At 57.6% G+C, this 26395-nt stretch carries 23 protein-coding genes; 18 read left to right on the top strand and 5 right to left on the bottom strand.

Features of this window, described 5'->3' with window-relative positions:
• Window positions 1-3 precede the first annotated feature (3 nt).
• From C7820_RS14200 to C7820_RS14170, 7 genes are all read left to right on the top strand, one after another.
• The gene (locus tag C7820_RS14200) at window positions 4-921 is read left to right on the top strand and encodes an ABC transporter permease (RefSeq protein WP_116231419.1); all 918 of its coding nucleotides are present in this window, start codon (window positions 4-6) and stop codon (window positions 919-921) included.
• A 6-nt stretch (window positions 922-927) separates the two neighbouring features.
• On the top strand, window positions 928-1968 hold the full coding sequence (locus C7820_RS14195) for an ABC transporter ATP-binding protein (protein ID WP_116231418.1): 1041 nt from the start codon (window positions 928-930) through the stop codon (window positions 1966-1968).
• A gap of 237 nt (window positions 1969-2205) precedes the next feature.
• Complete coding sequence (locus tag C7820_RS14190) at window positions 2206-3786, top strand: peptide ABC transporter substrate-binding protein (protein WP_397334163.1); 1581 nt, start codon at window positions 2206-2208, stop codon at window positions 3784-3786.
• A 17-nt stretch (window positions 3787-3803) separates the two neighbouring features.
• Entirely contained in the window at window positions 3804-4778 is a 975-nt protein-coding gene (locus C7820_RS14185) for a S66 peptidase family protein (protein ID WP_116231417.1), read from the top strand.
• 16 nt (window positions 4779-4794) lie between these two features.
• Window positions 4795-5895: a mandelate racemase/muconate lactonizing enzyme family protein gene (locus C7820_RS14180; RefSeq protein WP_116231416.1), complete on the top strand. Its 1101-nt coding sequence runs from the start codon at window positions 4795-4797 to the stop codon at window positions 5893-5895.
• On the top strand, window positions 5895-7148 hold the full coding sequence (locus C7820_RS33845; protein ID WP_258875232.1) for a C40 family peptidase: 1254 nt from the start codon (window positions 5895-5897) through the stop codon (window positions 7146-7148). Before C7820_RS14180 ends, C7820_RS33845 begins: the two co-directional genes overlap by 1 nt.
• A gap of 256 nt (window positions 7149-7404) precedes the next feature.
• Window positions 7405-8100 carry a VIT1/CCC1 transporter family protein gene (locus C7820_RS14170; RefSeq protein WP_116231415.1) on the top strand — a complete coding sequence of 232 codons (696 nt, stop codon included), beginning with the start codon at window positions 7405-7407 and terminating at the stop codon, window positions 8098-8100.
• A gap of 49 nt (window positions 8101-8149) precedes the next feature.
• Here the strand turns inward: C7820_RS14170 and C7820_RS14165 are convergent, their stop codons facing one another.
• The 3 genes from C7820_RS14165 to C7820_RS14155 form a co-directional block, all read right to left on the bottom strand.
• Window positions 8150-8803, bottom strand: coding sequence for a hypothetical protein (locus C7820_RS14165; protein WP_116231414.1), 654 nt, complete (start codon window positions 8801-8803; stop codon window positions 8150-8152).
• Window positions 8804-8828: 25 nt separating this feature from the next.
• Complete coding sequence (locus C7820_RS14160; protein ID WP_116231413.1) at window positions 8829-9533, bottom strand: YwqG family protein; 705 nt, start codon at window positions 9531-9533, stop codon at window positions 8829-8831.
• A gap of 234 nt (window positions 9534-9767) precedes the next feature.
• Window positions 9768-10949 carry a DUF4272 domain-containing protein gene (locus C7820_RS14155; protein WP_116231412.1) on the bottom strand — a complete coding sequence of 394 codons (1182 nt, stop codon included), beginning with the start codon at window positions 10947-10949 and terminating at the stop codon, window positions 9768-9770.
• A gap of 446 nt (window positions 10950-11395) precedes the next feature.
• On the opposite strand from C7820_RS14155, the gene C7820_RS14150 reads away from it, so the two are divergent.
• From C7820_RS14150 to C7820_RS14130, 5 genes are read left to right on the top strand one after another with little or no spacing between them, the layout of a single operon-like run.
• Window positions 11396-13669, top strand: a complete 2274-nt coding sequence (locus tag C7820_RS14150) for a xanthine dehydrogenase family protein molybdopterin-binding subunit (protein WP_258875231.1) — start codon at window positions 11396-11398, stop codon at window positions 13667-13669.
• Window positions 13656-14489 carry an FAD binding domain-containing protein gene (locus C7820_RS14145; protein WP_116231410.1) on the top strand — a complete coding sequence of 278 codons (834 nt, stop codon included), beginning with the start codon at window positions 13656-13658 and terminating at the stop codon, window positions 14487-14489. The genes C7820_RS14150 and C7820_RS14145 overlap by 14 nt, the downstream gene beginning before the upstream one ends.
• The gene (locus C7820_RS14140) at window positions 14486-15004 is read left to right on the top strand and encodes a (2Fe-2S)-binding protein (protein ID WP_309545755.1); all 519 of its coding nucleotides are present in this window, start codon (window positions 14486-14488) and stop codon (window positions 15002-15004) included. The genes C7820_RS14145 and C7820_RS14140 overlap by 4 nt, the downstream gene beginning before the upstream one ends.
• Window positions 15005-15018: 14 nt before the next feature.
• Complete coding sequence (locus C7820_RS14135; protein WP_116231409.1) at window positions 15019-16065, top strand: XdhC family protein; 1047 nt, start codon at window positions 15019-15021, stop codon at window positions 16063-16065.
• Window positions 16052-16699, top strand: coding sequence for a nucleotidyltransferase family protein (locus tag C7820_RS14130; protein ID WP_116231408.1), 648 nt, complete (start codon window positions 16052-16054; stop codon window positions 16697-16699). Before C7820_RS14135 ends, C7820_RS14130 begins: the two co-directional genes overlap by 14 nt.
• Here the strand turns inward: C7820_RS14130 and C7820_RS14125 are convergent.
• Window positions 16648-17682 carry an FUSC family protein gene (locus C7820_RS14125; protein ID WP_116231407.1) on the bottom strand — a complete coding sequence of 345 codons (1035 nt, stop codon included), beginning with the start codon at window positions 17680-17682 and terminating at the stop codon, window positions 16648-16650. The genes C7820_RS14130 and C7820_RS14125 overlap by 52 nt on opposite strands.
• Window positions 17683-17763: 81 nt before the next feature.
• On the bottom strand, window positions 17764-18543 hold the full coding sequence (locus tag C7820_RS14120) for a helix-turn-helix domain-containing protein (protein ID WP_116231406.1): 780 nt from the start codon (window positions 18541-18543) through the stop codon (window positions 17764-17766).
• Between the two features lie 118 nt (window positions 18544-18661).
• Here C7820_RS14120 and C7820_RS14115 point away from each other — a divergent pair, with 118 nt between their 5' ends.
• The 6 genes from C7820_RS14115 (at window position 18662) to C7820_RS14085 (ending at window position 26289) form a co-directional block, all read left to right on the top strand.
• Entirely contained in the window at window positions 18662-20140 is a 1479-nt protein-coding gene (locus tag C7820_RS14115) for an alpha-N-arabinofuranosidase (RefSeq protein ID WP_089546388.1), read from the top strand.
• A gap of 319 nt (window positions 20141-20459) precedes the next feature.
• On the top strand, window positions 20460-21488 hold the full coding sequence (locus C7820_RS14105) for a LacI family DNA-binding transcriptional regulator (RefSeq protein ID WP_116231404.1): 1029 nt from the start codon (window positions 20460-20462) through the stop codon (window positions 21486-21488).
• Between the two features lie 201 nt (window positions 21489-21689).
• A complete protein-coding gene (locus C7820_RS14100) occupies window positions 21690-22976 on the top strand; it encodes an ABC transporter substrate-binding protein (protein WP_258875230.1) in 1287 nt (428 codons plus the stop codon).
• A gap of 75 nt (window positions 22977-23051) precedes the next feature.
• Window positions 23052-23939: a carbohydrate ABC transporter permease gene (locus tag C7820_RS14095; protein ID WP_116231403.1), complete on the top strand. Its 888-nt coding sequence runs from the start codon at window positions 23052-23054 to the stop codon at window positions 23937-23939.
• Window positions 23932-24777, top strand: a complete 846-nt coding sequence (locus C7820_RS14090) for a carbohydrate ABC transporter permease (protein WP_116231402.1) — start codon at window positions 23932-23934, stop codon at window positions 24775-24777. Before C7820_RS14095 ends, C7820_RS14090 begins: the two co-directional genes overlap by 8 nt.
• A gap of 42 nt (window positions 24778-24819) precedes the next feature.
• The gene (locus tag C7820_RS14085; RefSeq protein ID WP_181909027.1) at window positions 24820-26289 is read left to right on the top strand and encodes a glycoside hydrolase family 30 protein; all 1470 of its coding nucleotides are present in this window, start codon (window positions 24820-24822) and stop codon (window positions 26287-26289) included.
• Window positions 26290-26395 lie beyond the last annotated feature (106 nt).

Here is a 26395-nt window from a genome sequence, read left to right as displayed (position 1 = left end):
CGCATGCAGGTACCGGACCATTTGTTTACCCCGATGTACAGAACGGCCGGAGAACAGGAGCGGATCGTCAGGCCGCGCCAGTCGTTATGGCAGCAGGCCGTCCGCAGCTTGCTCCGCAACAAGCTGGCCTGCTGCGGACTCTTCCTGATCGTGCTGCTGGCACTGCTGGCCGTGTTCGGCCCGCTTCTGACGGATCAGAGCTACTCCAGCCAGAATCTGCTCAGCGCGAACCAGCCTCCGTCCGGCGCGCACTGGTTCGGAACGGATGACCTTGGGCGGGACGTCTTCGCCCGGATTTTGTACGGTTCGCGCATCTCGCTTACGGTCGGTTTGGCCGCCGCCTTGATCGATTTTTTCATCGGTATCATTTACGGCGGCATCGCCGGATATTTCGGCGGGCGTGTCGATAACGCGATGATGCGTTTCGTAGATATGCTGTACGGCATACCTTATCTGCTCGTGGTCATTCTGCTCATGGTCGTAATGGGCCCCGGGCTGCTGACCATTATTCTGGCCTTGACGGCAACGGGGTGGATCGGGATGGCGCGGATTGTCCGCGGGCAGGTGCTTCAGCTGAAATCGTCGGAGTACGTCCTGGCCGCCCGGACCTTAGGGGCGGGGTCATGGTACATCATCCGCAGGCATATGCTTCCCAACGCCGTCGGGGTCATCATCGTGCAGGTGACGTTTTCCGTGCCGTCGGCCATTTTCGCCGAAGCGTTCCTCAGCTTCCTCGGTCTCGGCATCCAGCCGCCGCTGGCGAGCTGGGGAACGATGGCCAACGATGCCCTGCCGACCATTCTGTCCGGCAACTGGTGGCGGCTGTTCTTCCCGGCCTTTTTCATTTCGGTGACGATGCTCGCCTTCAACCTGTTGGGAGATGGACTCTTGAACGCCTTTAATCCGAAGCAAAGGAGGTAACGGAAGATGAACAACGACGCGCTGCTCGAAGTGGACAATTTGCATGTTTCGTTCTCCACCTACGGAGGGGAGGTGAAGGCCGTCAGGGGCGTCAGCCTCCGCCTGCACCGGGGAGAGACACTGGCGATCGTCGGCGAATCCGGCTGCGGCAAAAGCGTCACCGCCCGCAGCATCATGCGACTCCTGCCCAAGAACAACTCGAAAATTACGGAGGGCAGCATCCGTTTTAACGGACGCGAGCTGACGCGTTTGAGCGAAAAGCAGATGCGCGACGTGCGCGGCTCGGACATCGCGATCATCTTTCAGGACGCGATGACCGCGCTGAATCCGACGATGACGATCGGGGAGCAGCTGATGGAGGGCGTCATCCGCCACCAGCGGCTGTCCCGGACGGAGGCGAGGAAGCGGGCGGTCGAGATGCTGCAGTTTGTGGGCATCCGCGACCCGGAGCTCCGGCTGAAGCAGCACCTGCATCAGTTCAGCGGGGGCATGAGGCAGCGGATCATGATCGCGATGGCGGCGATCTGCAGTCCCGCCGTCCTGATCGCGGACGAACCGACCACCGCGCTGGACGTCACGATCCAGGCGCAAATCCTGGATTTGTTCCGCATGCTGCAGCGCACGACCCAGGCTTCGCTGATCATGATTACGCACGACCTCGGCGTCGTCGCCAGCATCGCCGACCGCGTCAATGTCATGTATGCCGGTCAGGTCGTGGAATCCGCACCGGTCAAGGAGCTGTTCCGGAATCCGCAGCATCCGTATACGCGGGGGCTGCTCGATTCCATCCCGCGCCTGGACCGGCCAAGAGGGGCGAAGCTCGACGCGATCCCGGGCACGCCGCCGGACCTGTTCGCACCTCCGAAGGGATGTGCGTTTGCCGCCCGGTGTCCTCACGCGATGGAGGTATGCGGCCTGTTCCCGCCGGACAGCGTGAAGCTGGACGGAGAGCACACCGTAGCTTGCTGGCTGCAGGACGCCCGGGCCAGAACGATGCCGCCGCGAGGGCCGGCGCAGGTTGAAACCGCATCGGCCAGCCAGGGATAAGGCATGGAGAGCATAGTTTTATCATTTTGCGGGAACAGGATCCTGCTTCAGGTTTGCTCTGCAAGCCGTGGGACTTGACCATAGATTAGCGTCTTGAATAGCGCAAGCTCATGAATAACGGAATAGCTTGTATTTGCAGCAACCAACCAATTCGGGATTAAGGGAGAGGGTCTCATGGAAAAGGCTGTCGTGAACAAGGCTGTGAAAAGAAGGTTAATACTGGTGCTGCTGACGTGCATGCTGCTCAGTCTGCTGCTGGCCGCATGCGGCGGCGGAACCGAAGGAGCAAGCGGCGGTGGAGGAGATACGGGAAGTAAAATCCTCCTGTACAACAACGTTCGCGAGCCCACTTCACTCGATCCGCCGATCGGCTTTGACCAGGTTTCCTATGACATTTTGAACAATGCGATGGAGGGCATGACGCGTCTCGGCAAGGACCAGTCTCCGGAGCCGGCCGTGGCGTCCGAGTGGAAGGTATCCGAAGACGGACTCAAATACACGTTCACGCTGCGCGACGGCGTACAGTGGAGCAATGGCGAGCCGGTAAAGGCGAGCGACTTCGAGTTTGCCTGGAAAAGAATGCTCGATCCGAAAACGGCGTCTTCGGCCGCGACGCTGGCCTATGTGTTCAAAGGAGCGGAGGCTTTTAACTCCGGCAAAGGGACGGCGGACGATGTGCAGGTCAAAGCCGCTGACGACAAGACGCTGGAAGTGACGTTGGCCCAGCCGGCCCCCTGGCTGCTGAGCATGCTGGCGAATCCGGCCTTCTTCCCGGTGCCGCAAAAGACCGTGGAGTCCAATCCGAACTGGACGGCGGAGGCCGATACGTTCGTCAGCAACGGCCCGTTCCGCATCTCCCAGTGGAATCACGATTCCGAGCTGAAAATGGTGAAGAACGATAAATATTGGGATGCGGCGAACGTGAAGCTGGACGGCGTCACGTTCAAAATGATCAACGATTCCAACACGGAATACCAGCTGTACCAAAGCGGCGAGCTGCACATTGCCGGGGTTCCCGCCGATATGAGCGACCAGCTGTTTTCGGAAGGCAAGGTGAACGTTCAGGATTCGGCAGGTACGTATTTTTACCGCTTCAATACGACCATGAAGCCGTTCGACAACGCCAAAATCCGCAAAGCCTTTGCGCTAGCGGTGGACCGTCAGAAAATCGTGGACCTGGTGGTCAAGCAGAAGCAAAAGCCGGCCGGGGGTTTCGTATCCTACGGACTCAAGGAGCCGGACGGACGCGATTTCCGCGAGGTGGGCGGCGACCTGATTACATTTGACGCGGCGCAGGCCAAGAGCCTGCTTGCGGAAGGCATGAAAGAAGCGGGATACAGCACGCTGCCCGAAGTGACGCTGACCTACAACACGAACGATTTGCATCAGAAAATCGCCGAAACGCTGCAGGCCATGTTCAAGGAAAACCTGGGTGTCGACGTCAAGCTCGCGGGCAAAGAAGGCAAAGTCCTCACCGCGGAGCAGAAGCAGCTTCAGCTGCAGTTTTCCCGGTCGTCCTGGCTGCCGGATTTCGCCGATCCGATCAACTTCCTGGACATCTTCCAAAGCAAAAGTCCGAACAACCGTACGGGCTGGAGCAATGCCGAATACGACAAGCTGATCCAGGCCGCTTACCAAGAGACGGACGAGGCGAAGCGCTATGACCTGATGCACCAGGCCGAAAAAATTCTGATGGACGAGGCGCCGATCATGCCGATGTATTTCTATGATTCCGCTTATCTGCAAAGCGACAAGCTCGTCGACGTGGTACGCCATCCATACGGCTACATGGACTTTAAGTGGGCTGATTTGAAATGAGAAGGCTGAGACCGTTCATGCATGCTGCCGATTCGGGCATCGAAGGGGCGCAGGCCGGTGCCGGGAGAAGGCCGATCCGGCCGGCCCGGTTGAATCCGGGGGACACGGTGGGCATCACCGCCCCGGCGAGCCGCGGGGACGCGGAGGCGATCCGCCGTTCGGCCGAAGTGTTTGAAGAGCTTGGCCTGAAGGTCCGGTTTGGCGATTCGCTGAACCGCAGCCACGGCTACCTCGCCGGAACCGACGCCGAGCGGGCCGCCGAGCTGAACGCCATGTTTGCGGATCCCGGCATTCAGGCCATCGTTTGCGCCCGGGGAGGCTATGGCACCGCCAGGATTGCGGAGAAGCTCGATTACGATCAGATCCGCCGGCATCCCAAAATTTTGTGGGGGTACAGCGACATCACCTTCCTGCACGCCGCCATCTGGAAGATGACCGGATTGATCACGGTGCATGGGCCGATGATGATTTGCCTGGGAGACAAGGATGTGCACCCGTTGACCCGGCAGAGCTTCGCCCAACTGGTCCGGCCCGAACCGTTCCGCTACACCGGGGACATCACCCCGCTGCATATCTTGGTGGAAGGCAAAGCCAAGGGCCCGCTCGTCGGAGGCAACCTGACTTTGCTGACGAGTACGCTCGGTACACCTTACGAGATCGATACCAGGGGCTGCCTTCTGTTTATCGAGGATATCGGAGAGGAGCCATACCGGATCGACCGTATGCTGAATCAGCTGCGGATGGCGGGCAAGCTGGAGCAGGCGGCCGGTATCCTGGTGGGCGACTTCCGCGATTGCGAGCCGGTCAAGCGCCCAGTCTCCTTTACCTTAGTGGAGGTCATCCAACACTATGTGACCGAAGCGGGCAGACCTTCCCTGATGGGCTTCGGGATCGGGCACGGCTCGCCCAACGTCGCGGTTCCGCACGGGATGGAAGCCGAGCTGAGCACGGCTGACAAAAAGGTGGAAGCGCTGGAGTCAGCCATTATATAGAGGAGGCAACCGGCAAATGCGAATACATGATATCGAAGTGCTGCGCAAGTACACGCCGCTGACCAAACCGTTCAAGACGGCGCTGCGCACGGTTCATCAAGCCGAATCGATTGTGGTGAAAATGACGGCCGACGACGGAAAAGTGGGCTGGGGCGAGGCGCCGGCCACTGTCGTCATCACAGGCGACAGCCTTGAGGCGATCCAGTCCGCCATTGTGCATACATTCAGGCCGCTTCTGATCGGCCAAAGCCTGCTCGCCTACGAGCAGATCCTGCAGTCGGTCCACCAGGCCATGGTCGGCTGTACCAGTGCCAAAGCGGCCATCGACATGGCCGTGTACGACTTGGTTGCCCAGCACGGGCGGATGCCGCTGTACCAATTTCTCGGCGGGTACCGCGACCGGATCGAAACGGATTTTACGGTCAGCGTCAACTCGCCTGAGGAAATGGGAGAAGACGCGGCCCAATACGTTCAGGCGGGATTTACCGTGCTGAAGATCAAGGTCGGCAAGGATGACATCGAGCATGATATCCGCCGCATCCGGGAAATCCGCCAGCGCATCGGCAGCGACGTCAAGATCCGGCTGGACGCCAATCAGGGCTGGCAGGCCAAGGAGGCGATCCGCTCCATTCGGAAGATGGAGGACATGGGGTTGAACATCGAACTGGTGGAGCAGCCGGTCCGGGCCGGGGATATTTACGGGCTGCAGCAGGTGACCGCCGCGGTGGATACGTTGATTATGGCCGACGAAAGCGTCTTTTCTCCGGTGCAGGCGCTGGAGGTGCTGCAGCGGCACGCGGCCGACCTGATCAACATCAAGCTGATGAAGGCAGGCGGCATTTACAAGGCGCAGCTGATTAACCAGCTGGCTGAAGAATACGGCGTCGAGTGCATGGTGGGCAGCATGATCGAATCCCGATTGGCAGTGACCGCCGCTGCCCATTTCGCCGCCAGCAAAAAGAACGTCACCCGCTACGACTTCGACGCGCCGTTGATGCTGCATCAGGATGATGTCGTCGGCGGTGTAATGTACGACGGCCGGGTGATGACCTTCTCGGATGCGCCGGGTCTGGGCATAACCGACGTGCGCACGACGGACGAAGTGGGGGTATGGTGATGGCGGATCGAGACAATCTGGCCGTATCCCCGGCATGGCGGGTGGTCAGCGTTCCGGTAGCCACCGTCTGGACCAGCCCGTCCTCACCGCGGGCGCTGGACGCGCCGGCACTGGCCGGGTTCGCCCCTAGCGAACCTGGAGGTGGCAAGCGGGAGGCCATGGGCCAATCTGACTCGGGGAATGCGTTGGAGATGGAAAACGATCCGGGGATTGCGCGGGGGAGCGGTATCGAGGCATGGCTCGCCGCCATGACGGTACCGGATAAGCTCGACCTGTGCGCGGGCAACCGTGTGCAGACCCAGGCGCTGTACGGCACGCCCGTCCTTGCCTACGAAGAGCAGGACGGCTGGAGCCGGGTCGCCATTCCGGGCCAGCTCTCGCCCAAGGATGAGAATGGATACCCCGGCTGGATTCCGACGGAGCAGCTGCTGCCATTGAGTGAGGAGCAAGCGCTTCGGCTGCTGGACAGCGGCGGAAGCGTTCCCGGCGCCGCTGCTGTTTCAGCTTCTGTAATCGTTACGGCACCTATGACGGACTTGGAGCTGTTGTCCTCATCGGCGAAAATGCGTATCAGCTTCCTGACAAGGCTGCCGCTGGCAACCGAGGAAGAGCGGGGTACGGTGCTTGAGGTAGAATCCGGCGATGAAGCTCAAGCCGAAACGGATTTTCAAGCCGAATCGGTAGCGGGACCCGATGCTGGAGCATTTCCCCAAGCAGGGAGTGTTCCGATAGATGGCTTTGGGGCAGGGGCAAATTCTCGTGGGGATTCCTTTGTCGTTGTACAGACCCCGCACGGTCTTGCCCGGATCAGACGGGCAGACGTACAGGTGGTGGCTGAGCCAGGGGAATACCCGGCGGTTCATCCGGATGGGCAGAATAAGGGCCAGGCCATCGTGGCGCAGGCCAAGCGCTTTCTGGGACTGCCTTACTTGTGGGGGGGCATGTCCGCCTGGGGCTACGACTGCTCCGGGTTTGCCCACTCCATGCATCTCGCCTGCGGCATCGTCATCCCAAGGGACGCCTCTGCCCAGGCGCTGCACGGAGCCAGCATCCCGCCGGAGGAGCTGCAGCCGGGGGATCTGCTGTTCTTTGCCTATGAGCAGGGCAAGGGACGAGTCCATCATGTCGGCATCTACGCCGGGGACGGGCACATGATCCATTCGCCGGATTCGGCCAGCTCTGTGGAGCTGATTCCACTGAAAGGGTATAAGCTTGCTGACGAGCACTGCGTCTCCCGCCGTTATTGGACGTAACGAGGCAAGGCTTTGCCCGGGCATCGCATTCAAATCGAAAAGTTCTGTAAGCTGCTCCCAGTTTACAGATTCCAGAGAATCACAATGAACACATTACCGCAGCAAAAACTCCCGGCTGGTTCTATGACGCCGGGAGTTTTTGCTGATATCCCCCGAATGGAGCAGAGGCCGTGCAGGCTCATTCAGGTATATTTTAATGGGAACCACCCATATTAAGGGAATCAAGCGCAGAAGCTGCTCGCAGGGTGGGGGAATGATGACTGTGGAAAGGCATGAGGAAAAGCATTTTAACGCACCGGATTTGATCAGGGATATTGTGATCGGAATGTCGGACGGTTTAACGGTTCCGTTTGCCCTTGCCGCCGGCTTGTCCGGGACCGTACCAAATACGAGCCTGGTCGTTGTGGCGGGGATGGCTGAAATCGCTGCGGGTGCTATCGCGATGGGGCTCGGCGGATATCTTGCCGCCCGGACGGACCGGGAGCATTATGCATCCGAACTCGTGCGGGAGCAGGAGGAAATCAGGGAAATACCGGATCAGGAAAGGGAGGAAGTGGCCGATATCCTGAGAGAGTGGCATTTTCCCGAAGAAATTGTGGAATCGGCGGTGGATGCCATCTGCCAGGACTCGGACCGATGGGTTCAATTTATGATGAAATATGAACTCGGGCTCGAAGAGCCCGAGCCTAAGAGGGCGCGCAACAGCTCGCTCACGATCGGACTGTCCTACATTATAGGAGGTGTGATTCCGCTGTCCCCTTACATGCTGATCAGGCAGTCGGACACAGCTTTATCCGTTTCGGTGATCGTCACGCTGATTGCCTTATTCGTGTTTGGCTACGTAAAAGGAAGGTTCACCGGTACCCGTCCGTTCCGTAGTGCCTGGCAAACAACCATTGTAGGCGGAGCGGCCGCCGGAATCGCATTTTTCATTGCGAGACTGATCTCTTAAAGGATTACTCGTCAATGACTGTTTTCAGCGGATGAATCCGAGATGTTCTCTAGTAAAACGACAAATACTTCATCACATTTTCCACCTTATCCTTACCCAGCAGCTGCACCAGCTTCGGCCTGACTTCCTCCACAAAGGCAGCCTCGATTTCAAACGTTTCTTCGTTGGTTACGTTCCCCTCCATTGCGAAAGCGGCTTCGATCAAGAGGGCCAGGGCCGAAAAAAAGTCGGCCAGCGAGTCTGCAAGGAGGAATGCTTCAGATCCATCGATCCGCCCATACACCGGGGACGCCGGCGAGGCGGTGTCGACGATCAGCGGGTCGTCGTTGTAATTGGCAATGACCACATGCTCCGGAGGCCAGGAAGGGGATGCTTGATACGGCTCCCCCGTTCCCAGCCAACGGTATCCCAGCTGCTGGCGAAACAAATGCTCCGGCTTCGGAAAGAAAAGAACGGCCGCATCTCCGATTTCCACGGCGGCGCTTTTCATTCCGAGCGATGTTTTATGATCAGCACCACTTCTTATTTCATACCTGGTGTAAAAATGCTGCAGTTCCGGCGAAAGCGGAATACGTATATCCACGCCGGGGTCACAGAACTCCGCCAACGGGCGGATGTCCTGCTCTTTGAAAAGTCCACATGCCTCGTTATATTGATCCTGCCATTTTAGAAAAGATGCCATGGCTTGGTCCAGCACGTCCATCAAAGTTTCACTCCCCATAGATTCTTTAATAAAAATCGAAGTAGCCGCGCCAGGTGCCGTTCTTTTTATGCTTGGCAAAATAAAAATTGCCGTCATCCACGATGTTGAGCCCGGCTTTGGCGTCTGAGGCGATTTGGAAGACAAAAGCGTATCCATCTCCAAAGTCAACGCCAGGCTGGGTGAAGGCGGCATATCCGCCAAGCTTGTGGACACGATATATTTTCCCGGCAATATCCTCGAAATAATTCAGCCCTTCCAGCTCTTCCAGTCGGAGAATCTCTTGTCTGTATGCTTCGGGTATATCATCGCTGTCCCATTGCGGGGAGTCATCTTGACAAAGCTCTGGGAACAGCGGGAAAGGTTTGATCGACATAAAGGCAGGCCCGAAGTCTTTCAAGATCAATTTTCCGGTATCGCTGTACTCTCGGATGCACATATATCCGCTCATATCATCGTGATCCAGGACGTTAGGTGACAAAAATACGGTCAGCAGTTCGGTTTCCTTCAGTTCGTCCGGAACATAGGGCAGCGCGGGCAGATATAGCTGAAGGATGGGAGCCATCGCCTCTCCGTCCACATCGACGGGCAGTTCCTCATTGGGCAATGCCAGGTTGACTTGTCCGATCCAGCACTGCTCCACCGAGGGGCTAGGCCTGCTTCCACCTGTTTGAAAAAGGGTCGCCGTGCGCTGCAGGGCACTTTGAAGCTCTACGATCCGTTCGTTACTCATTTTTGCCTCCTTCTTGAAGGGTTCACCCGCAGGTCACCCTTGCGTCAATCTTAAAAAACGAAGATCATCCATATATCATCCTGTATGTAGACGAAGCATCTTTGCCGCTTCTTTACAAACCCTCCTCGAGTAGGTCTTTGTTCGATCCCCTCTGCTTAACGCTCGGCAAATATGCCGTTGTTCGGATCCCGCTGCCTACCCTCTCGGAAAGTAGTAACCCATATTCCTTTCACCCTACGTATCCGTCCGCACATCGTCCCATTCCTGGCCCATATATCCGGTCAGCCAGTTCAAGGCACGGTGACGCTCATACACGACGCCTGCGTTCAGGCCGCCGGGAGCCGGCTGTCCTTGAATCCGGCTGTCGACGCAGAGCCAGTCGTACCGGTAGATCAAATCGGCGGCGTCGAGAATTTCCATACTGCTCCGCAGCCGTGAGCCCGCTAAAAAGGCATCAAACGAATCATACTGCTGCAGCTTGGAGACAGCTTCGGGGACATCGCAAATATCTGTCGGGCTCCCCAAGGCGTCCACATGGCCCAAGGCCCACAGCAGCACCCAAAAGCCTTCATACCGCCAGGAGAACGGGACCGCTTCGGATTCATCCGCTTGGCCGTTTTGGATAAATGCCTTCTCCTCGGGGGAAAAGAACCCGTCCGCCCCGTACTGGGCCGTAATTCTCGAGATCAGCTCCCGGGTATCCTCGGGGCTTTCGCCCGCACCGATGCATTCGCCCTTGACGGCCGTAATGCAGAGGGCGACGGCGCGCTGCGCGGTTTCCGCAAGCGTCCGGATTCGTCCCGCGGCTTCATCGCCGAGCTGTCCGGGCATTGGCGGCATCTTCTGGAAGCCTTGCGCCGACAGAATCGCTTCGGAACGCCCTTTGCGCTCTGTCCCGGACGCTGTCTCCGGCTCTTCGCCATGGAGAAAGCTAGTATGGGCGGTGACAGTATAATCTTCCACTTCCGAGCGGCCGTCCGTACCCAGCAGCAGCCGTCCTTCCGGGTTCAGCAGCTGCCCGCCGCCCCAGAACATCAGCCCGTCCAGCGGCCGGATAATCGACAGCAGCTGGGTGAACAAGGATTCCGAAATGTCATCCTCCGTTTCGACGCCGATGACCATATTGAGCGTGCTGATCTTGATCAGCAGCTTTTGCTGCAGCGGCTCGTTCTCCGCCGGGATCTGGGCAAAAAATTGCTCCATGCCGCTTCGCATGCTTGCAAACTCATCCGGGTGCGTTTTGCTGGTCATGATGTTAAAAGCGGTAGCCTTTCGGCGAAGCCAGCTCTTGCTGACGATTTCAATCCGGGTTTTGCTTTCATTGACGCTCATTTTTCCATTCGGGTCGACCGCCTTCATCAGGTCCACGATCTGATCCAGATCGAAGGTTGAGCTGTACAGCGCACAATTCTTCACAACGATTCTCCTCCCACGTGTAAAAAAACAACCAGTAACAGTGTACAAAAAGCACACATCAACCATTTTATACCGAATTCGTGCATGACTTCCAGGCTTGAACTCAATCAGCAGCAATGTCCTCGAAAACCTCCCACCTTCGGCTTGAAAAATGTACACCAACAACCTTCGGCAGATGGTGCTGTACATGAGCTATAACGTCAACTCGGCGCTGATCAAATACGACGACATTTCCAAGCTGATGTACACCGGCCCGGTTTGATGTACATCGATAGACCTTTTTTACTGAGGTTGTGCGATAAACCCGAATACTAGGGACAATGCATTTCCCATATAAATAGGAAGTAGAGGATGTGCATCTATCACAACTATAGGGATGAAAGGAGGGAGCCGAAATCGCCTCGTCCATCGGAAAAGAAGTTCTGAGAAAGGAATCCGGGCAGAAAGTGACCGGGGCGGCCCGTTACACGGGAGATACCTCGAAGCCGGGTCTGCTTCACGCCGCCTTGGCTGTCAGCTCGCATGCCCATGCCCGGATGCTGTCGATCGATACCTCCGCGGCCCGGAGTATTCCGGGCGTCCGTGCGGTCATCACAGGAGAGGATTTCCCGGTGCTCACCGGTTCTCCGCTGGAAGACCGGCCGCCGCTGGCCTTAGAAAAGGTGAGATATTTCGGCGAGCCGGTCGCCGTGGTGGTGGCGGATGCGGAATATATCGCGGAAATGGCGGCGCTGCAGGTCCGCGTGGAATACGAGACGCTGCCGCTTGTTCAGTCCCCGCTTGAGGCCTATAAGCCGGGCGCACCGCTCATTCATGAACGTCTGGCCGAGTATAAGCACTATGAAGAGGTGTATCCGGAGCCAGGCACCAACGTTGCAAGCCGCAACCGGATCCGCAAAGGAAACATGGAGGAAGGATGGAGCCGCAGCGTCCACACGATCGAGGTCCGGGTGAGCATGCCGCAATCCGACCATGCCGCGATGGAACCGCGCTGCAGTACGGCGGAGCTGCTGCCGGACGGCAAAGTCGTCATCCATTCCGCGTCGCAGTCCCCCTACATCATCCGCAGCCAAATCAACAGATACTTTCATATCCCGCTGCAGCAAATCATCGTTCACACCCCGCTCGTTGGCGGTGGGTTTGGCGGGAAGGCGGCCGTTCAGCTGGAATTTCTCGCTTTTCTGGCTTCCCGGGCCGTAGGGGGAAAAGCGGTCAAGCTGGTCAATTCAAGGGAGCGGGACATGGTCTCTTCCCCGGTGCATATCGGGCTGGAGTCGAGAGTCAAGCTGGGCTGTACCACCGATGGAAAAATCGCTGCCGCGGAAATTACGCACTGGTTTGACGGGGGAGCCTACTCGGACCGGGGACCGATCATGAGCAAGGCGGGAGCCAGCGACTGCTCGGGTCCGTACCGAATCGACAATCTGCAGTGCGATTCGCTCTGCATGTATACGAATCATCCGTATTCCACTTCATTTCGCGGGTTTGGACATCCCGAGCTGACGTTTGCCATAGAGCGGGCAATGGATGTCATGGCCGCACGCCTCAGCATGGATCCGCTGGAGTTCCGCTTTCTGAATGCTATCGGGCCCGGTGACACGACGCCGACGCAAACGCTGCTGGACCGGAGTACGGTAGGCAATCTCCCGATGTGTATCGCTAAGCTGAAAGATATGATCCGATGGGATGAGCAGCCCTTGATTGAAGCAAAAGGCCACTTTGTCAAAGCCAGAGGCGTTTGCTGTATGTGGAAAAATTCCAATACCCCAGCCGATGCTGGTGCGGGGGCGGTCATCATTTTCAATGCCGATGGCAGCGTGAATTTGCTCTGCGGCGCTGTGGAGATCGGGCAGGGCACGCGGACGTCCCTCACTCAAATGGTAGCCGAGCTGCTCCGAATGGATGTGCACAAAGTATCGATCAGCACTGACGTCAATACAGAGACCGAGCCGCAGCTGTGGAAAACCGTCGCAAGCCGCAGTACTTTTCTGGTCGGCAACGCGATTCGGGCGGCGGCGCACGATGCCATCGTACAGCTGAAGAACACGGCCGCCTGGGTACTTCAGCTTCCGCCGGCCGAGCTGGAAATCGGAGGCGGAAGGGTTTACAGCAAGCGGGATCCGGGGATCGGCATAGAGATCACCAAGATTGCCCTTGGATACAAACTTCCGGAAGGGGGAACGATCGGAAGCCAGGTCATCGGCCGGGGCAGCTACGCGATGCGGGATATTAAGGAGCTGGATCCGATGACCGGCAAAGGAAAACCGGGCCCGGAATGGACAGTCGGCGCACAGATGGTGGAAGTGGAGCTGGATACGAGAGATTTTAGCTACCGAATCCTGCAGGCGGCAACCGTTATTGATGCCGGGAGGGTGATCAATCCCGTTTTCGCCCGCGGCCAAATCACCGGAGGCATGAGCATGGGGCTGGGCCTTGCCAGCAGGGAGGCCTTTGCGTTCAATGAAGAGGCCCGGGTGCTGAATCCGCAGTTCCGGACTTATCACATGTTGCGATACGGAGAGCAGCCAGCGTATTTCGTCGATTTCGTCGAAACGCCGAACGCGGAGGCGCCCTTCGGCCTGCGGGGCATCGGCGAGCATGGCGTGATCGGCATGCCTGCTGCTCTGGCAAACGCTTTGTCGGCAGCAACGGGCATCGCGCTAAATCGGCTTCCGCTTACCCCGGAGCGGATCTGGAGGACGGCCCATGATACCCTTTGACTTTGATTATTACCGGCCGTCTTCGGTGAAAGAGGCGGTCAACGCCTTTCAGGCGCTGCAAGCCCAGGGCAAGCATCCGATGTATTGGTCCGGAGGGACGGAAATCATTACGATGGCCAGGCTGAACAAGGATCGCCCGGGTGCGGTCGTCGATTTAAAAGCGATCCCTGAATGCAATGTGATGGAGTTCCGCGAAAATGACCTGATCATCGGCGGCTGTGTCACGTTGTCCGCCGTTACTGGCGCGAACCTCTTCCCGCTGCTCGGCAGGGCGGCCCAGGGCGTCGCCGACCAGACGTCCCGCAACAAAATTACGCTCGGCGGCAACCTGTGCGGCCGGATCTATTACAGGGAAGCGGTACTCCCGCTGCTTGTGGCCGACAGCCGCCTGGTCATCGCAGGGAAAGGCGGAGTCAGGGAGGCTGCGATCCACGAAGTCTTCCGCGGGCAGATCCGTCTGGAGCCCGGAGAATTTCTGCTGCAGACCGTGACGGACAGTGGATTCGTATCTTTGCCGTCCGTCCATGTGAAGAAGCGGCAGATCGGTAATGTCGGTTACCCCTTGGTGACCTTGGTCGCCGTGAGAAAGGGAAGCCGCATCCGAGCGGCATTCAGCGGGGTCTGCGGGTTCCCGTTCCGTTCAGCCGCCATCGAGCAGGTGCTGAACACCCCCGGGCTTTCTGCGGAAGAGCGGGCACGCCAGGCAGCGGGACAGCTCCCGGCCCCGCCGCTGACCAATACGGAAGGCACGGCCGATTACCGGCTCTTTTTATTTAAGCAAACCGTCAAAGACGCCATTCATGCTTTGGAAGGAAGGTGAACGTCCTGGAAAGCGCAAGCTCGAACTCGAATGCGATCTATCCGCTGGAGCTGGAGGTCAACGGGGAGCGCAGGTGGCTCTGGGTCCGTGCGGCGGAGACGCTGCTGCTTACCCTCCGGGACCACCTTGGCTTAACCGGGTGCAAGCCAGGCTGCGAGAATGGGGACTGCGGCGCCTGTACCGTTATCCTGAACGGGCTGCCGATGAAGTCCTGCCTGATGCTCGCCGTTGAGGCGGACGGACAGCGCATCACCACGATCGAAGGGTTGAAGCATTCGCCGGTCCAGGAACAATTTGTCCTGAAGCAGGCGTTTCAATGCGGCTACTGCACGTCGGGATTTATCATGAACGGTCACGGGCTGCTGAGCGCCCATCCGGACGCGGATCCGGAGACTATCCGGCTGTGGCTGGAATCGAACATATGCCGCTGCACCTCGTATGAAGAAATTCACGGGGCGATCATGGCGGCGCTGGCAGCGAACAAGGAAGGCGGCCCGGCAGCCGGCAGCAGCTAAAAGGAGGAACGCGCTTGGAAGACATTCATCGGATTCTGGAAGCACTTCAGCAGTGCAGAGAGCGCAGCGTGCTGGCGACCATTACCCGGGTGGAGGGCAGCGCCTACCGTAAAGAGGGCGCATCCATGCTGCTGTTCGAGAACGGAACGCAGGTCGGCGTGCTGAGCGCCGGCTGCATGGAAGCGGATATCGCTGCCCGCGTCCCAGAGCTTTTGGCAGCCGAGGGACCGCGCACCTATACTTTCGACCTGGATGCTGCCGATCCGCTGTCCTGGGGGGAAGGACCGGGCTGTGGAGGCGTGATCCAGGTTACGGCTGTGGCCGTCGGCGACTCGCTGCGGAGGCATCTGCTGATGCTGAAGGATTATTTGGACGATCAGACCGAAGTCATGCTGATTCTAAAAAATAGCGCGGACCCCCTGGCTGTGGGATACAGCTTTGTCACCAGCTCCAGGCACCGGTTCGGCGAATGGCCGGGAGCGTTTCCCGAGGCTCTACTGGATTGGGCCGCTGCCCGGATGGGGCGGCGGAGCGGGATGCAGATCGTGCCGGGAGAGACGGAGGAAGTATTCGTCCACACGTATTTCCCCAAACCCCGGCTGACCCTGTTCGGTGCCGGGCCGGATGCCAGGCCATTGGCCTCCTTTGCGGCCGCTGCCGGATTCACGGTCGCCGTCGCCGATTGGAGGGCAGCCCTGTGCGACCGAAGCTTTTTTCCGGATGCCCACACGCTGCTTGACGGCTTCCCGGAGGAAACGGCCGGGCGGATGCAGTGGACGCCAAACGATTACGTGGTCATCATGACGCATCACTTCCGGAGGGACCGGGAGCTCATCCGGATCCTCTCCAGCCATAACCTGGCTTATGTCGGTCTCCTGGGCTCGAAACGCAGAACAGAGCGGATTCTCGAAGGCGGCTCCCTGCCGGAACATTGGCACGCCCCCGTAGGTTTGCCGATCGGAGCAGAAGGTCCGGAAGAGATCGCCTTCAGCATCGTGGCTGAATTAATTCAGGTGTACCGAACTTCCCGAAAGAGGCGCTTATCTTATGAAGCAACATAGCATCCAAGGCATTTATTTGGCGGCGGGACAAAGCAGCCGGATGGGAACGAATAAGCTTGGTCTGCCGCTGAGGGGGATTGCGCTTGGCAATCATGCTCTGCTTGCCGCCCTGCAGGCCGGTTTGGCGCATGTATGGATCGTGACCGCTGAAGGGAAGGCGGATTGGTTGGGCGCAGCCCTTGGCAGTGACAGCTTTCGAGCGAAATGGACGCTTGTCCGCTGTCCGGATGCGCATTCAGGACAGGCGCATTCGATCCGGTGCGGAGTGGAGGCGGCGATGACCGCGGGGGCCGAAGCGGTTATGATCTTGCTCGCCGACCAGCCCTTCGTTACGGCTGCAATGATCAACGAACTGCTCTGCCGCTACGATCAGGCATCGGAACGGGAAGAGATTCATTTCGCCGCCGCGGAGTTCGGCGGTCTGGCGGGACCGCCGGTCATTTGCCACCGGCGGATGTTTCCGGAGCTGCTCCGGCTGCAAGGAGACCAGGGAGCCCGGCAGCTGATCCGTCACGGAAGGCCGGGGATCTCCGTCCCTTTCGGATCGCCGGATCTGTTCCTCGACGTGGACACACCGGAGGACTACGGACTGCTGCGGGACAAGGAGAACGCGGATTCCCCGCCAAAATCCTGAAGCAGCTGCCCGGCATTCATATACAGGGCGAGAGGGTACTGCTCCTGCTCCCAATGCGCCGGGGCCTGAAGGCTCAAGCTGACCTTGCCGGCGCTGCCGTCTGTGGAGATATCGGGGCCTGTATGCCACCTCTTGATCACCTGGGCGAGTTCTTGCAGGTGAGCGGCCCATTGCTGCTGGTGCTCCCGGGTAAAATGGCCGGTCCGCGACCACTGCCCCAGCACCCGGATCATATCCGACAGATTGGCGTAGCCCGAACGCAGCTGCTCCATCTGCCGGGTCAGGCGGTTCAGCAGATCGCGCTTCTTGGTGGCAAAAGGGTGGTACCGCAAGCTCTGGGCCGCCTTGTCCAGCTCGGTGGTCGCTTGGTGCAGCTCCTGAAACAGCGCTTGCCAAGTCCATTTCAGCGTTTGCGCTTCACTTGGAGGACATCCCTTCTCCACCCATTGCCCGGCTTTGATAAAATGACTTGCCAAATGGTCCGCGAAGCGGGTCATTTTTTGCTTGGCGGATGGGATGGAATCCGGCGGGAACAGCAGCGCCTGGACCAGTACCGCTAACACGGCGCCGATGATCGTATCCCGGATCCGGTCGAGCGAATAGCTGGGCATTTTGTGCTGAAAGAACAGCACGAGCAGAATGCTGAGGGCCACCTGTGTGACCATGGTGTGGTCCAGCTTCAGGCGCTGGATGGCAAAAGCTGCGACAAACAGGCACGCCCCGATGCTCCATCCGTTCAGGGGGAGCCAGGGCGTTACGCAGAGCGTCAGCAGGACGCCGGCAACCGTTCCCAGAACTCGCTGCCAGGCGAACTGCATCGATTGGCTGACTGTGGCCTGTACGGACAAAATCGCGGTCAGCGGGGCGAGATAAGGATGTGAAGAGCCCGCCCACTTTGCAGCCTCCCATGACAGCGCCGCAGCCAGCGGCATTTTCCAGACGACACCGCTGTTTTTGATCGTATTCCATAGATTGTTACTCATTCGTTGTGCAGCCCCATTTTCCTTATTGTTGCTGCTATTGTTCCCATGGAATCAGGGGAGTAAACTCGCAAGGCAGGTGCGCTACTTTCTTTTCCGATAGCCGCTCGGAGTGGCTGATACGAATTTTTTGAACTGCCGCATGAAGTGGGTTTCGTTCTCGTATCCGCACATTTTGGCGATGCCGCCAATGGAGAGGGAGCTGTTATCCAGCAAATACTTCGCATACTCCAGCCTGCTGTTGATCATGTCGGACGAGACGGAGCATCCGAACAAATCCTTGTACAAATGCTGAAAATAAGATTTGCTCAGGTTGACGCTTGCTGCGAGCTCATCCAAGGAGTAGGACGTCTGCGGTGAACGGTACAGCTCGCTGCGGATTTCCGACAGCTGGTGCAAATACCGGCCGGCATTTCCCTGGGCAGGGGGCAGATGCCGCCAATTGGCGAGCTTCATCAGCAGGCTGCGCAGGTCCAGGTCGATAATTTCCAAACGGTGGGGCCCGCCCAGCCAGTTCACGTTTTGAAGCTCCATGATGCCCCGGGACACGGACGCCGGGTAAGCCGCTTCGGCCGGACGGTCAAGCGGAAGCTGAAGCTGCTGCAGATATGCGCCTAGCTCCGTTCCTTCGCAGTGGAACCAGTCGTTGACAAAAGGCTTCTCCAAGTCCCGGTACATGTAAGGCGTGCTGGGCTGCATCAAGATGTAGGCATTGTTATCCACGGTATAAGCCGTGCCGTCAATCACCACTTCCGCCTTGCTCCGAAAAAGGACAAAAGCGTAATTCCCGGCTCCGCTGCTGCGGTCGATCCGGATCCCGTCCGAGTGAACGAAGTTGTGCCCGCAGCTGACTAATTGAATCATAAATGCCTCCTCCATAAAAAGCACGATAGGTCAGTTTTTGGCCAGTATAAATCATTGTGGCAGAACGTACAAGCTACTATACTGTGTGGGAGAAAACCGGGAAAGAGGAGGCTATTGGATGAGCAGCGTATTAAACGCAGACACGATTAAAGGCAAAATCAATAAAAACATTTACGGACACTTCTCGGAGCATTTGGGGCGGTGCATTTACGAAGGAATCTGGGTCGGGGAGGATTCGCCGATTCCGAACACGAACGGCATCCGCAATGACGTCGTGGAGGCGCTGAAGCAAATCCGGGTACCGGTGCTGCGCTGGCCGGGCGGCTGTTTTGCGGACGAGTACCATTGGAAGGACGGCATCGGACCGCGGGAAAACCGCAAACGGATGATTAATACCCACTGGGGCGGCGTGGTGGAGAACAATCACTTCGGCACGCATGAATTCATGGAATTATGTGCCCAAATCGGCTGTGAGCCTTATATTAACGGCAATGTTGGAAGCGGTACCGTGCAGGAAATGTCGGAATGGGTGGAGTACCTGACCTTCGGAGGCGTATCGCCGATGGCAGAGCTGCGCGAAGAGAACGGGCGCGAACAGCCTTGGTCGGTCACCTATTTTGGCGTAGGCAATGAAAACTGGGGCTGCGGCGGCAACATGCGGCCGGAATACTATGCGGATTTGTACCGCCAGTACCAGACGTACGTCCGCAACTACGGGGACAACCGGATTCACCGCATCGCCTGCGGCCCGAACTCGGACGATTACAACTGGATGGACGTGCTGATGCGCGAGGCCGCACGGTATATGGATTCCATTACGCTGCACTATTATACCGTCCCGGGAACATGGGGGAACAAGGGGCCGGCTACCGGATTCAGCCGCGAAGAATGGTTCACCACGCTGGAAAAGGCGCTGTTTATGGATGAGCTCATCACCAAACACAGCACGATTATGGACAAATATGACCCTGACCAACGGATCGGACTGATCGTCGACGAATGGGGAACCTGGTATGACGTGGAACCGGGAACCAATCCGGGATTCCTGTATCAGCAAAACTCGCTGCGGGACGCGCTCGTGGCGGGATTGACCCTGAACATTTTCCATAAGCACTGCAACCGGGTGCGGATGGCCAACATCGCCCAGACGATCAACGTGCTGCAGGCGGTCATTTTGACCGAAGGCGAAAAAATCGCCCTGACCCCGACGTACCATGTGTTCGATATGTATAAAGTGCATCAGGATGCGGAGCTGCTGGATCTGAATCTGGAGAGCGGTACATACAGCGCCTTCGGCCGGTCCATTCCGGAAGTGACGGGAACCGCCTCGCGGGACGCCGAAGGAAAAATCCATATCAGCCTGTGCAATTTGAACGACGAGAGCGCTTCGACCGTAACGATCGACCTGCGCGGCATTTCGGCGGCATCGCTGACGGTGACCGGAACGACGTTGACCTCGGAGGAGCTGGATGCGCATAACACGTTTGAACAGCCCGACCGGATCGCGCCGAAGCCGTTCGATGCGTTCAAGACGGATGGGACGCACCTGGTCGTCGAGCTGCCTTCCAAGTCGGTGACTGTGCTCGAACTGGTCTAAGTAAATCTGCTTTGGGCTTGCCGCGAATAAAGGGTCCAAGCGGACCAATAACGACATTCAAAATTAAAATCAAGGCCGATATTTCCGAAATGTTCGGAAATTCGGCCTTTTTTGCATTGCAGGGAGCCCTGGCGGCTGGGTTCAGGGATGTGGATGAAATCCGTTTCATCGGTGTCATGGATCTGTTATGATTACATAGATTGAACTAAAGTTAAGCATGGAGCTTCCCTTTTATAACGGACCATTACGGGCAATATCATTCATTTCTTTAGTTCATTCTATCTAGCAATGACTATTTCAGAAAGAGGAAGGTTCGCATATGACACCTATCACCATTTACGATATCGCCAAAGAAGCCAACGTATCGGTATCCACCGTATCCCGGGTGCTTAACGATACCGCGCCGGTGCGTGCCAGCACACGGGAAAAGGTGATGGCGATCATCGAGAAGCATCAGTTTCAGCCGAACGCGCTTGCCCGCAGCTTGATCAAGAAAGAGACCGGAACGATTGCGATCATTCTGCCGGACATCACGAACCCGTTTTTTCCGGAAGTGTTCTGGGGAGCGGAGAACGAGGCGCGGGACAAAGGGTATACGTTCTTCCTGTGCAATACCGGCGGGGATCACAGCAGGGAATCCGAGTATTTGACGATTCTCCGGGAAAAGCGGGTCGACGGCATCATCTTTCTCGGCGGCAGGATCAATTTGCAGCACTGTCCTGAAGAGATGGCGCAGGAATTGATCGAAGCCGGCAAGCATCTGCCGATTGTGCTCGTGAACGGAAACATTGCCAAGAGCGGCTTGCACCGTATATACACCGACGAAGCGGCTGGAGCCGTCCTGGCTACCCAGCATCTGCTTGACCTCGGGCACCGGGAAATCGCCTTTGTAGGCGGGCTGAAAGAAATGGCTACCACCATGGTCAAAGTGAAGGCCATCCAGAAAAAGCTGAAGGAGCACGGGCTGGAAATCCCGAAAGAGCGGCTGCTGCTTGGCGACTTTTCCATCGATTCGGGAAAAGAGCAAATGGCCAGGCTGCTGGAACAGCAAAATCCGCCGACGGCGGTCATTTGCGTCAACGACTATACAGCCATCGGAGCAATCAAGGCGACGATTGAACACGGGCTGTCCATCCCGGGCGACATATCCATCGTCGGATATGACGACACGCCGCTGGCGAGCGCAGTCATACCGGAGCTGACAACCGTCTCTCAAAACACGTATCAGCTGGGTAAGCTGGCGGTCGATCTGCTTCATGACCTCATAGGCGGAGGTAAGACCAAAAAGCAGACAGCGCTTCAGCCGGAATTGATCATCAGACAAAGCACCGGACCGGCCCGCCGGTAACGCTCGCGAATGGCCCTCAAAAAGAAAGCGTTGACATCCGGGGAAATGCTGGAATATAATGATCGAGGAATGAAACCCCTTTCATTAAATTGGATCGGGTTTTCTATTCAGGCTTTATGAAACCCATTTCATGAAATGGGTTTCAATGTGGTCATTTGTTCCGTCTGTTGTCGTTGAACTTTATTTGAGGGGGAGTAACGGGTGAAAAGAAGAAGCTTTGGAATCATTTCTTTATTGGTGTTGTCGATGCTGATCGGTCTGACCGCGTGCGGAAGCAAGGACAGCGGGACTTCGGCGGAGGGCGGGGCTGGGACAAGCGGCAAGAAGGTCGATTTGTCCATGACGATCTGGGGCTCCGAGGATGAGAAGAAGATTTATCAGGAACGCCTCGATATCGTGAAGAAAACCTATCCCGACATTAACGTCAAGCTGAATCTCGTGGCCGGGGATTACGACCAGAAGGTCCAGACGATGATTGCGGGCGGAACCGCACCGGACATCATGATGATCGCGGAGAACTACCAGGCCTATGCCTCCAAGAATCAAATCATTCCGCTGGATGAGCTGATTCAGAAACACAACGTCAATATGTCCGAGCGGTACACGGACGATATTGCGAACCTGATGAAATACGACGGCAAGCAGTACGGCATGCCGGACCGGGCAGGGGCCATGGTTCTCTTTTATAACAAAGACATGTTCGATAAAGCTGGCGTCTCCTATCCAACGAAGGATTGGAAACAGGAAGACCTTCTGAACGCCGCCCAGAAGCTTACCATCAAGGAAAACGGCAAAACCGTGCAGTGGGGCTACTACCCGGGCTCCTGGTGGCCGCAGTGGATGCAGCTGATTTACCAGAATGGAGGCTCGCTGCTGGATGCCGACAACAAGCCGACCTTTGACACCGAACCGGTACGCAAGGCGCTGCAATTCCTGAACGACCTGACCTTCAAGTACGGCGCCGGCCCGACGCCGACCGAGATCGCCGACATGGGCAACATCGGTGCAGATCCGCTGTTCGCCCAAGGCAAAATCGCCATGGAAACGACCGGCTTCTGGAACATCGGCTCGCTGGCCAAGGTGCAGGGCATCAACTGGGATATCGCGCCGATCTGGGGCGAGACCAACGCCTTCTTCAATGGCTTTACGATTACGAACGCATCCAAGCATAAGGAAGAAGCTTTCAAAGTGATCGAGGCGCTGACCACGCTCGATGCGCAAATGCCGATGATCGAAAAAGGCCAGGATGCTCCGGCTACGAAGGCGGGACTGTCCAGCGACAAATTCCTGAACGCCGAATACGGCGGCAAGAAGATCAACATGGCGGCCTTCAGCGAATCCAAAATTTACGCGGAGCCTCTCAATCCGCAGTGGAACGAAATGATGAAGGTCATTAACGACAAGCTTGGCGTGTACTTTAACAACAAAGCTTCGCTGGACGACACGGTGACTTCGATTCAGAGCGGCCTTGAGAAAATTTACAAGTAGGATGACAGCTGGGGAGCAGGCAAGTTCCGGCAGCCGCCGGGGCGGCCTTCTCCCTTCATCACAGGAGGGCTTGACGTGGGAAAACGGGAAGGAAAATGGTTTTACCTGTTCATTTCGCCATGGCTGATCGGGTTCATCGGACTTACCCTGGGCCCGATTTTATTTTCCATTTACATGAGCTTCGCGGATTGGGACCTGTTCCAGTCGCCACATTTTATCGGTTTCGGCAACTACAAGACGCTGCTGACCGACGATCCGCTGTTCTGGAAATCGGTAGGGAACACCTTCTTCTACGCGCTGATCTCGATTCCGGTCGGGATGGCCATCTCACTGTGGATTGCTTATTACCTCAACAAAAAGCTGAAAGGCATTACGTTCTTCCGCATCTTGTTCTATCTCCCGTCCGTCGTGCCAGTGGTAGCGAGCTCGCTGCTCTTCATCCATCTGCTTGCGCCGACCGAAGGGTTGATCAACAAGGGGCTGGCGATCTTCGGCATCCACGGTCCGGCCTGGCTGCTGGACCCGCATTGGGTCAAGCCCGCGCTGATCGTGATGTCGCTGTGGGGCGTGGGCGGCGGCGTGGTGCTGCTGCTGGCTGGCATGAAAGGAGTGCCCCAGGAGCTGTACGAGGCGGCCGCGATCGACGGGGCGCGCAGCACGCAGTCCTTTTTCCACATTACGTTCCCCATGCTGACGCCGGTGATTTTCTTCAACCTGGTGACCGGGATCATCGGGGCGCTGCAGACCTTTGCCCAGGTGTTCATCACGACCGCCGGGGGACCGGACAACTCAAGCCAGATGGTGGTGCCGTACCTGTTCCAGAACGCCTTTCAGTTCTACAAAATGGGCTACGCTTCGTCCATCGCCTGGGTGCTGTTCATCATGATCATGGCGCTGACGTTGCTCGTCTTCCGCTCATCGGCGCTGTGGGTGCATTACGAGGAGGGGAAAGCCAATGAGTAAGATATCCCATATAGAAAAAGCGATAGCCTACGTTTTTCTAATCGTTGTGGGCGTCCTGCTGGCCTCTCCGTTTCTGTACATGATTTCGATTGCGCTGGCGAGCGACGAGACGACGGTCAAATCGGCTTTTACGTTCGTCCCGGCCGAGTTCGAATGGTCGAACTTCGTGACGATCTTTTCCAATAACAATCTGGGCTTATATCTGAAAAACTCCCTCATTATTACGGTCATTACGATCATCGGCTCTGTGCTGTCCGCCTCGGTCGTATCCTACGGCTTTGCGCGGATCAAGGCGAAGGGGAGCAAAATCCTGTTCGTGGTGCTGCTGAGCACGATGATGATTCCGGGCGAAGTGACGATGGTCCCGCAGTTTATCATTTTCCGCAACCTGGGCTGGGTTAACACGTTCTATCCGCTGATCGTACCGAGCTTTTTCGCCGGGGCGTTTAATGTGTTCCTGATCCGGCAGTTCGTGATGGGCATTCCCAAATCGCTGGACGAAGCGGCGATGATCGACGGTATGGGCCATCCGGGCATTTACTGGAAAATCATTATGCCGCTGACCTACCCGATCCTGGCGGCCATCGCCATTTTCTCGTTCTCCTGGAACTGGGGCAATTTCATGGGCCCGCTCATTTATATCAACGATCCGGAAAAAATGCCGCTCGCGCTGGGCGTGCAGCTGCTGACGACGGTTGGCGGCGGGCAGATGCCGCCGTGGAACCTGGTCATGGTCGCCTCGCTGTTTCTGACGATTCCGATGGTGCTGGTGTACTTGTTCGGCCAGCGGTTCGTGTACGAGGCTAACATCAGCGGCGGCAGCAGCGGCATCAAGTAAGGGGGAAGGCGTGTGCCACAGCCCGGCTGGAAAAGAAAACGAATGATAGGATTGGCAGCCGCCGGCCTGGTGCTGGCGGTCATCGCGGGAGGAGGCATGCTGATGAAGTCGGCAAAGGAAATCGGCAGCACGCAGCCGGCAGCGTTTGAAAGCGAGCCGGTGCATCTGAAGCCGGAGGAAGCATACGAAGGTTTTGAAGGCTGGGGAACGTCGCTGGCCTGGTGGGCCAACGTGCTCGGCGGCTGGAAGGACAAACAGAAGGAAAACGAGGTGATGGACCTGCTCTTCGATCCGGATCGGGGGCTTGGCCTCACAATCGTTCGTTATAACATCGGCGGCGGAGAGAATCCGGAATTGAAGGAGCTTCGCCCAGGGGGCGACGTGCCTGGTTTTCAGCCGGAAAAGGGGCAGTGGGACTGGGAGGCCGACGCCAACCAGCGGTCGGTGCTGCAGGGAGCGCTGAAGCGCGGGGTGACGATCGCCGAGGCGTTCTCCAATTCGCCGCCTTACTGGATGACGGTCAGCGGATCAGTGACCGGAGCCGTCGACGGGGGCAACAATCTGAAGGATGATCAGTACGACGCCTTTGCGGACTATTTGACCGAAGTGGTGAAAAGGTACCGCGACGAGTGGGGCATTACGTTCCGGACGCTCGACCCGCTGAACGAGCCATCTTCGAACTGGTGGAAAAAAGGGAACATTCAGGAAGGTGCCCATTTCACAACCGACAAGCAGGCGCTGCTTATCCGCAAAGTCGCGGCGTCCCTGGCAAGCAAAGGGCTGACCGGGACCGGCGTCAGCGCCGCCGACGACAACAGCATCGACGAAACGGTAGAAAATCTGCTGGCCTATGATCCGGAGACGCTGGATGCCATCTCGCAGATCAACACCCACTCCTATAACGGGAGCCGGATGGAGGAGCTGCGGGAGCTTGCCGGCAAGCTGGGCAAACCGCTATGGATGTCCGAATACGGGACCGGGGGCAGCGAGCCGCACAGCCATGAGGATATGTCTTCGGTGCAGGAGCTGGCGGAGCGCATCATGTTCGACTTGAAAGTAATGAAGCCTGCAGCCTGGGTGTACTGGCAGGCGGTCGAGGACGAAGGGGCGGGCAATAACTGGGGATTTATCCATGCAGGCTTCACCGGCAAAGAGCAGTATGCGATGACCAAACAGTATTATGGCATGGCCCAATTCAGTAAGTTTATCCGGCCGGGAGCAGCGGTCATTCCGACGGACGACGGCCGGACGCTGGCCGCCTACGACGCTGAGCACGGCAGGCTGGTGCTTGTCATCCGCAACGAGCTTTCGGAGAAGAACTTAGTATTTGACTTGAGCGGATACTCCTATCCGGCATCAGCGGTGGCGGAAGTATACCAAACCTCGGCGGACAGCAATTTGGAGCGGCTTGATGACCTGAAGACATCAGCCGCCGGTCTGGAAATCACCGCAGCGGATAACTCCGTTACCACCGTCGTGATTGACGGCGTTTCACCCAAGCTGAACCCGTAACGGATATTTCCGGCCCGAACGAATTGCCGCGGAGGATGCCGGGGGACTTCATCATGCGAAAAGAAACCCGGCTAGCGTCAGAACAGTGACAGCATCTATAGAAGAG

The sequence above is a fragment of the Paenibacillus sp. VMFN-D1 genome, from assembly GCF_003386155.1.
Classification (GTDB): Bacteria; Bacillota; Bacilli; order Paenibacillales; family Paenibacillaceae; genus Paenibacillus_AQ; species Paenibacillus_AQ favisporus.
Note: the sequence above shows the minus strand (reverse complement) of the source record. Positions and strands in the feature narration are given on the sequence as shown.

Coding starts and splice junctions, on each gene's coding strand:
- C7820_RS14105 (WP_116231404.1), top strand. CDS start 20,460: ATGACACCTATCACCATTTACGATATCGCCAAAGAAGCCAACGTATCG.
- C7820_RS14200 (WP_116231419.1), top strand. CDS start 4: ATGCAGGTACCGGACCATTTGTTTACCCCGATGTACAGAACGGCCGGA.
- C7820_RS14180 (WP_116231416.1), top strand. CDS start 4,795: ATGCGAATACATGATATCGAAGTGCTGCGCAAGTACACGCCGCTGACC.
- C7820_RS14165 (WP_116231414.1), bottom strand. CDS start 8,803: ATGGACGTGCTGGACCAAGCCATGGCATCTTTTCTAAAATGGCAGGAT.
- C7820_RS14145 (WP_116231410.1), top strand. CDS start 13,656: ATGATACCCTTTGACTTTGATTATTACCGGCCGTCTTCGGTGAAAGAG.
- C7820_RS14125 (WP_116231407.1), bottom strand. CDS start 17,682: ATGAGTAACAATCTATGGAATACGATCAAAAACAGCGGTGTCGTCTGG.
- C7820_RS14090 (WP_116231402.1), top strand. CDS start 23,932: ATGAGTAAGATATCCCATATAGAAAAAGCGATAGCCTACGTTTTTCTA.
- C7820_RS14085 (WP_181909027.1), top strand. CDS start 24,820: ATGATAGGATTGGCAGCCGCCGGCCTGGTGCTGGCGGTCATCGCGGGA.
- C7820_RS14170 (WP_116231415.1), top strand. CDS start 7,405: ATGACTGTGGAAAGGCATGAGGAAAAGCATTTTAACGCACCGGATTTG.
- C7820_RS14195 (WP_116231418.1), top strand. CDS start 928: ATGAACAACGACGCGCTGCTCGAAGTGGACAATTTGCATGTTTCGTTC.
- C7820_RS14160 (WP_116231413.1), bottom strand. CDS start 9,533: ATGAGTAACGAACGGATCGTAGAGCTTCAAAGTGCCCTGCAGCGCACG.
- C7820_RS14190 (WP_397334163.1), top strand. CDS start 2,206: ATGCTGCTCAGTCTGCTGCTGGCCGCATGCGGCGGCGGAACCGAAGGA.
- C7820_RS14185 (WP_116231417.1), top strand. CDS start 3,804: ATGCATGCTGCCGATTCGGGCATCGAAGGGGCGCAGGCCGGTGCCGGG.
- C7820_RS14115 (WP_089546388.1), top strand. CDS start 18,662: ATGAGCAGCGTATTAAACGCAGACACGATTAAAGGCAAAATCAATAAA.
- C7820_RS33845 (WP_258875232.1), top strand. CDS start 5,895: ATGGCGGATCGAGACAATCTGGCCGTATCCCCGGCATGGCGGGTGGTC.
- C7820_RS14120 (WP_116231406.1), bottom strand. CDS start 18,543: ATGATTCAATTAGTCAGCTGCGGGCACAACTTCGTTCACTCGGACGGG.
- C7820_RS14130 (WP_116231408.1), top strand. CDS start 16,052: ATGAAGCAACATAGCATCCAAGGCATTTATTTGGCGGCGGGACAAAGC.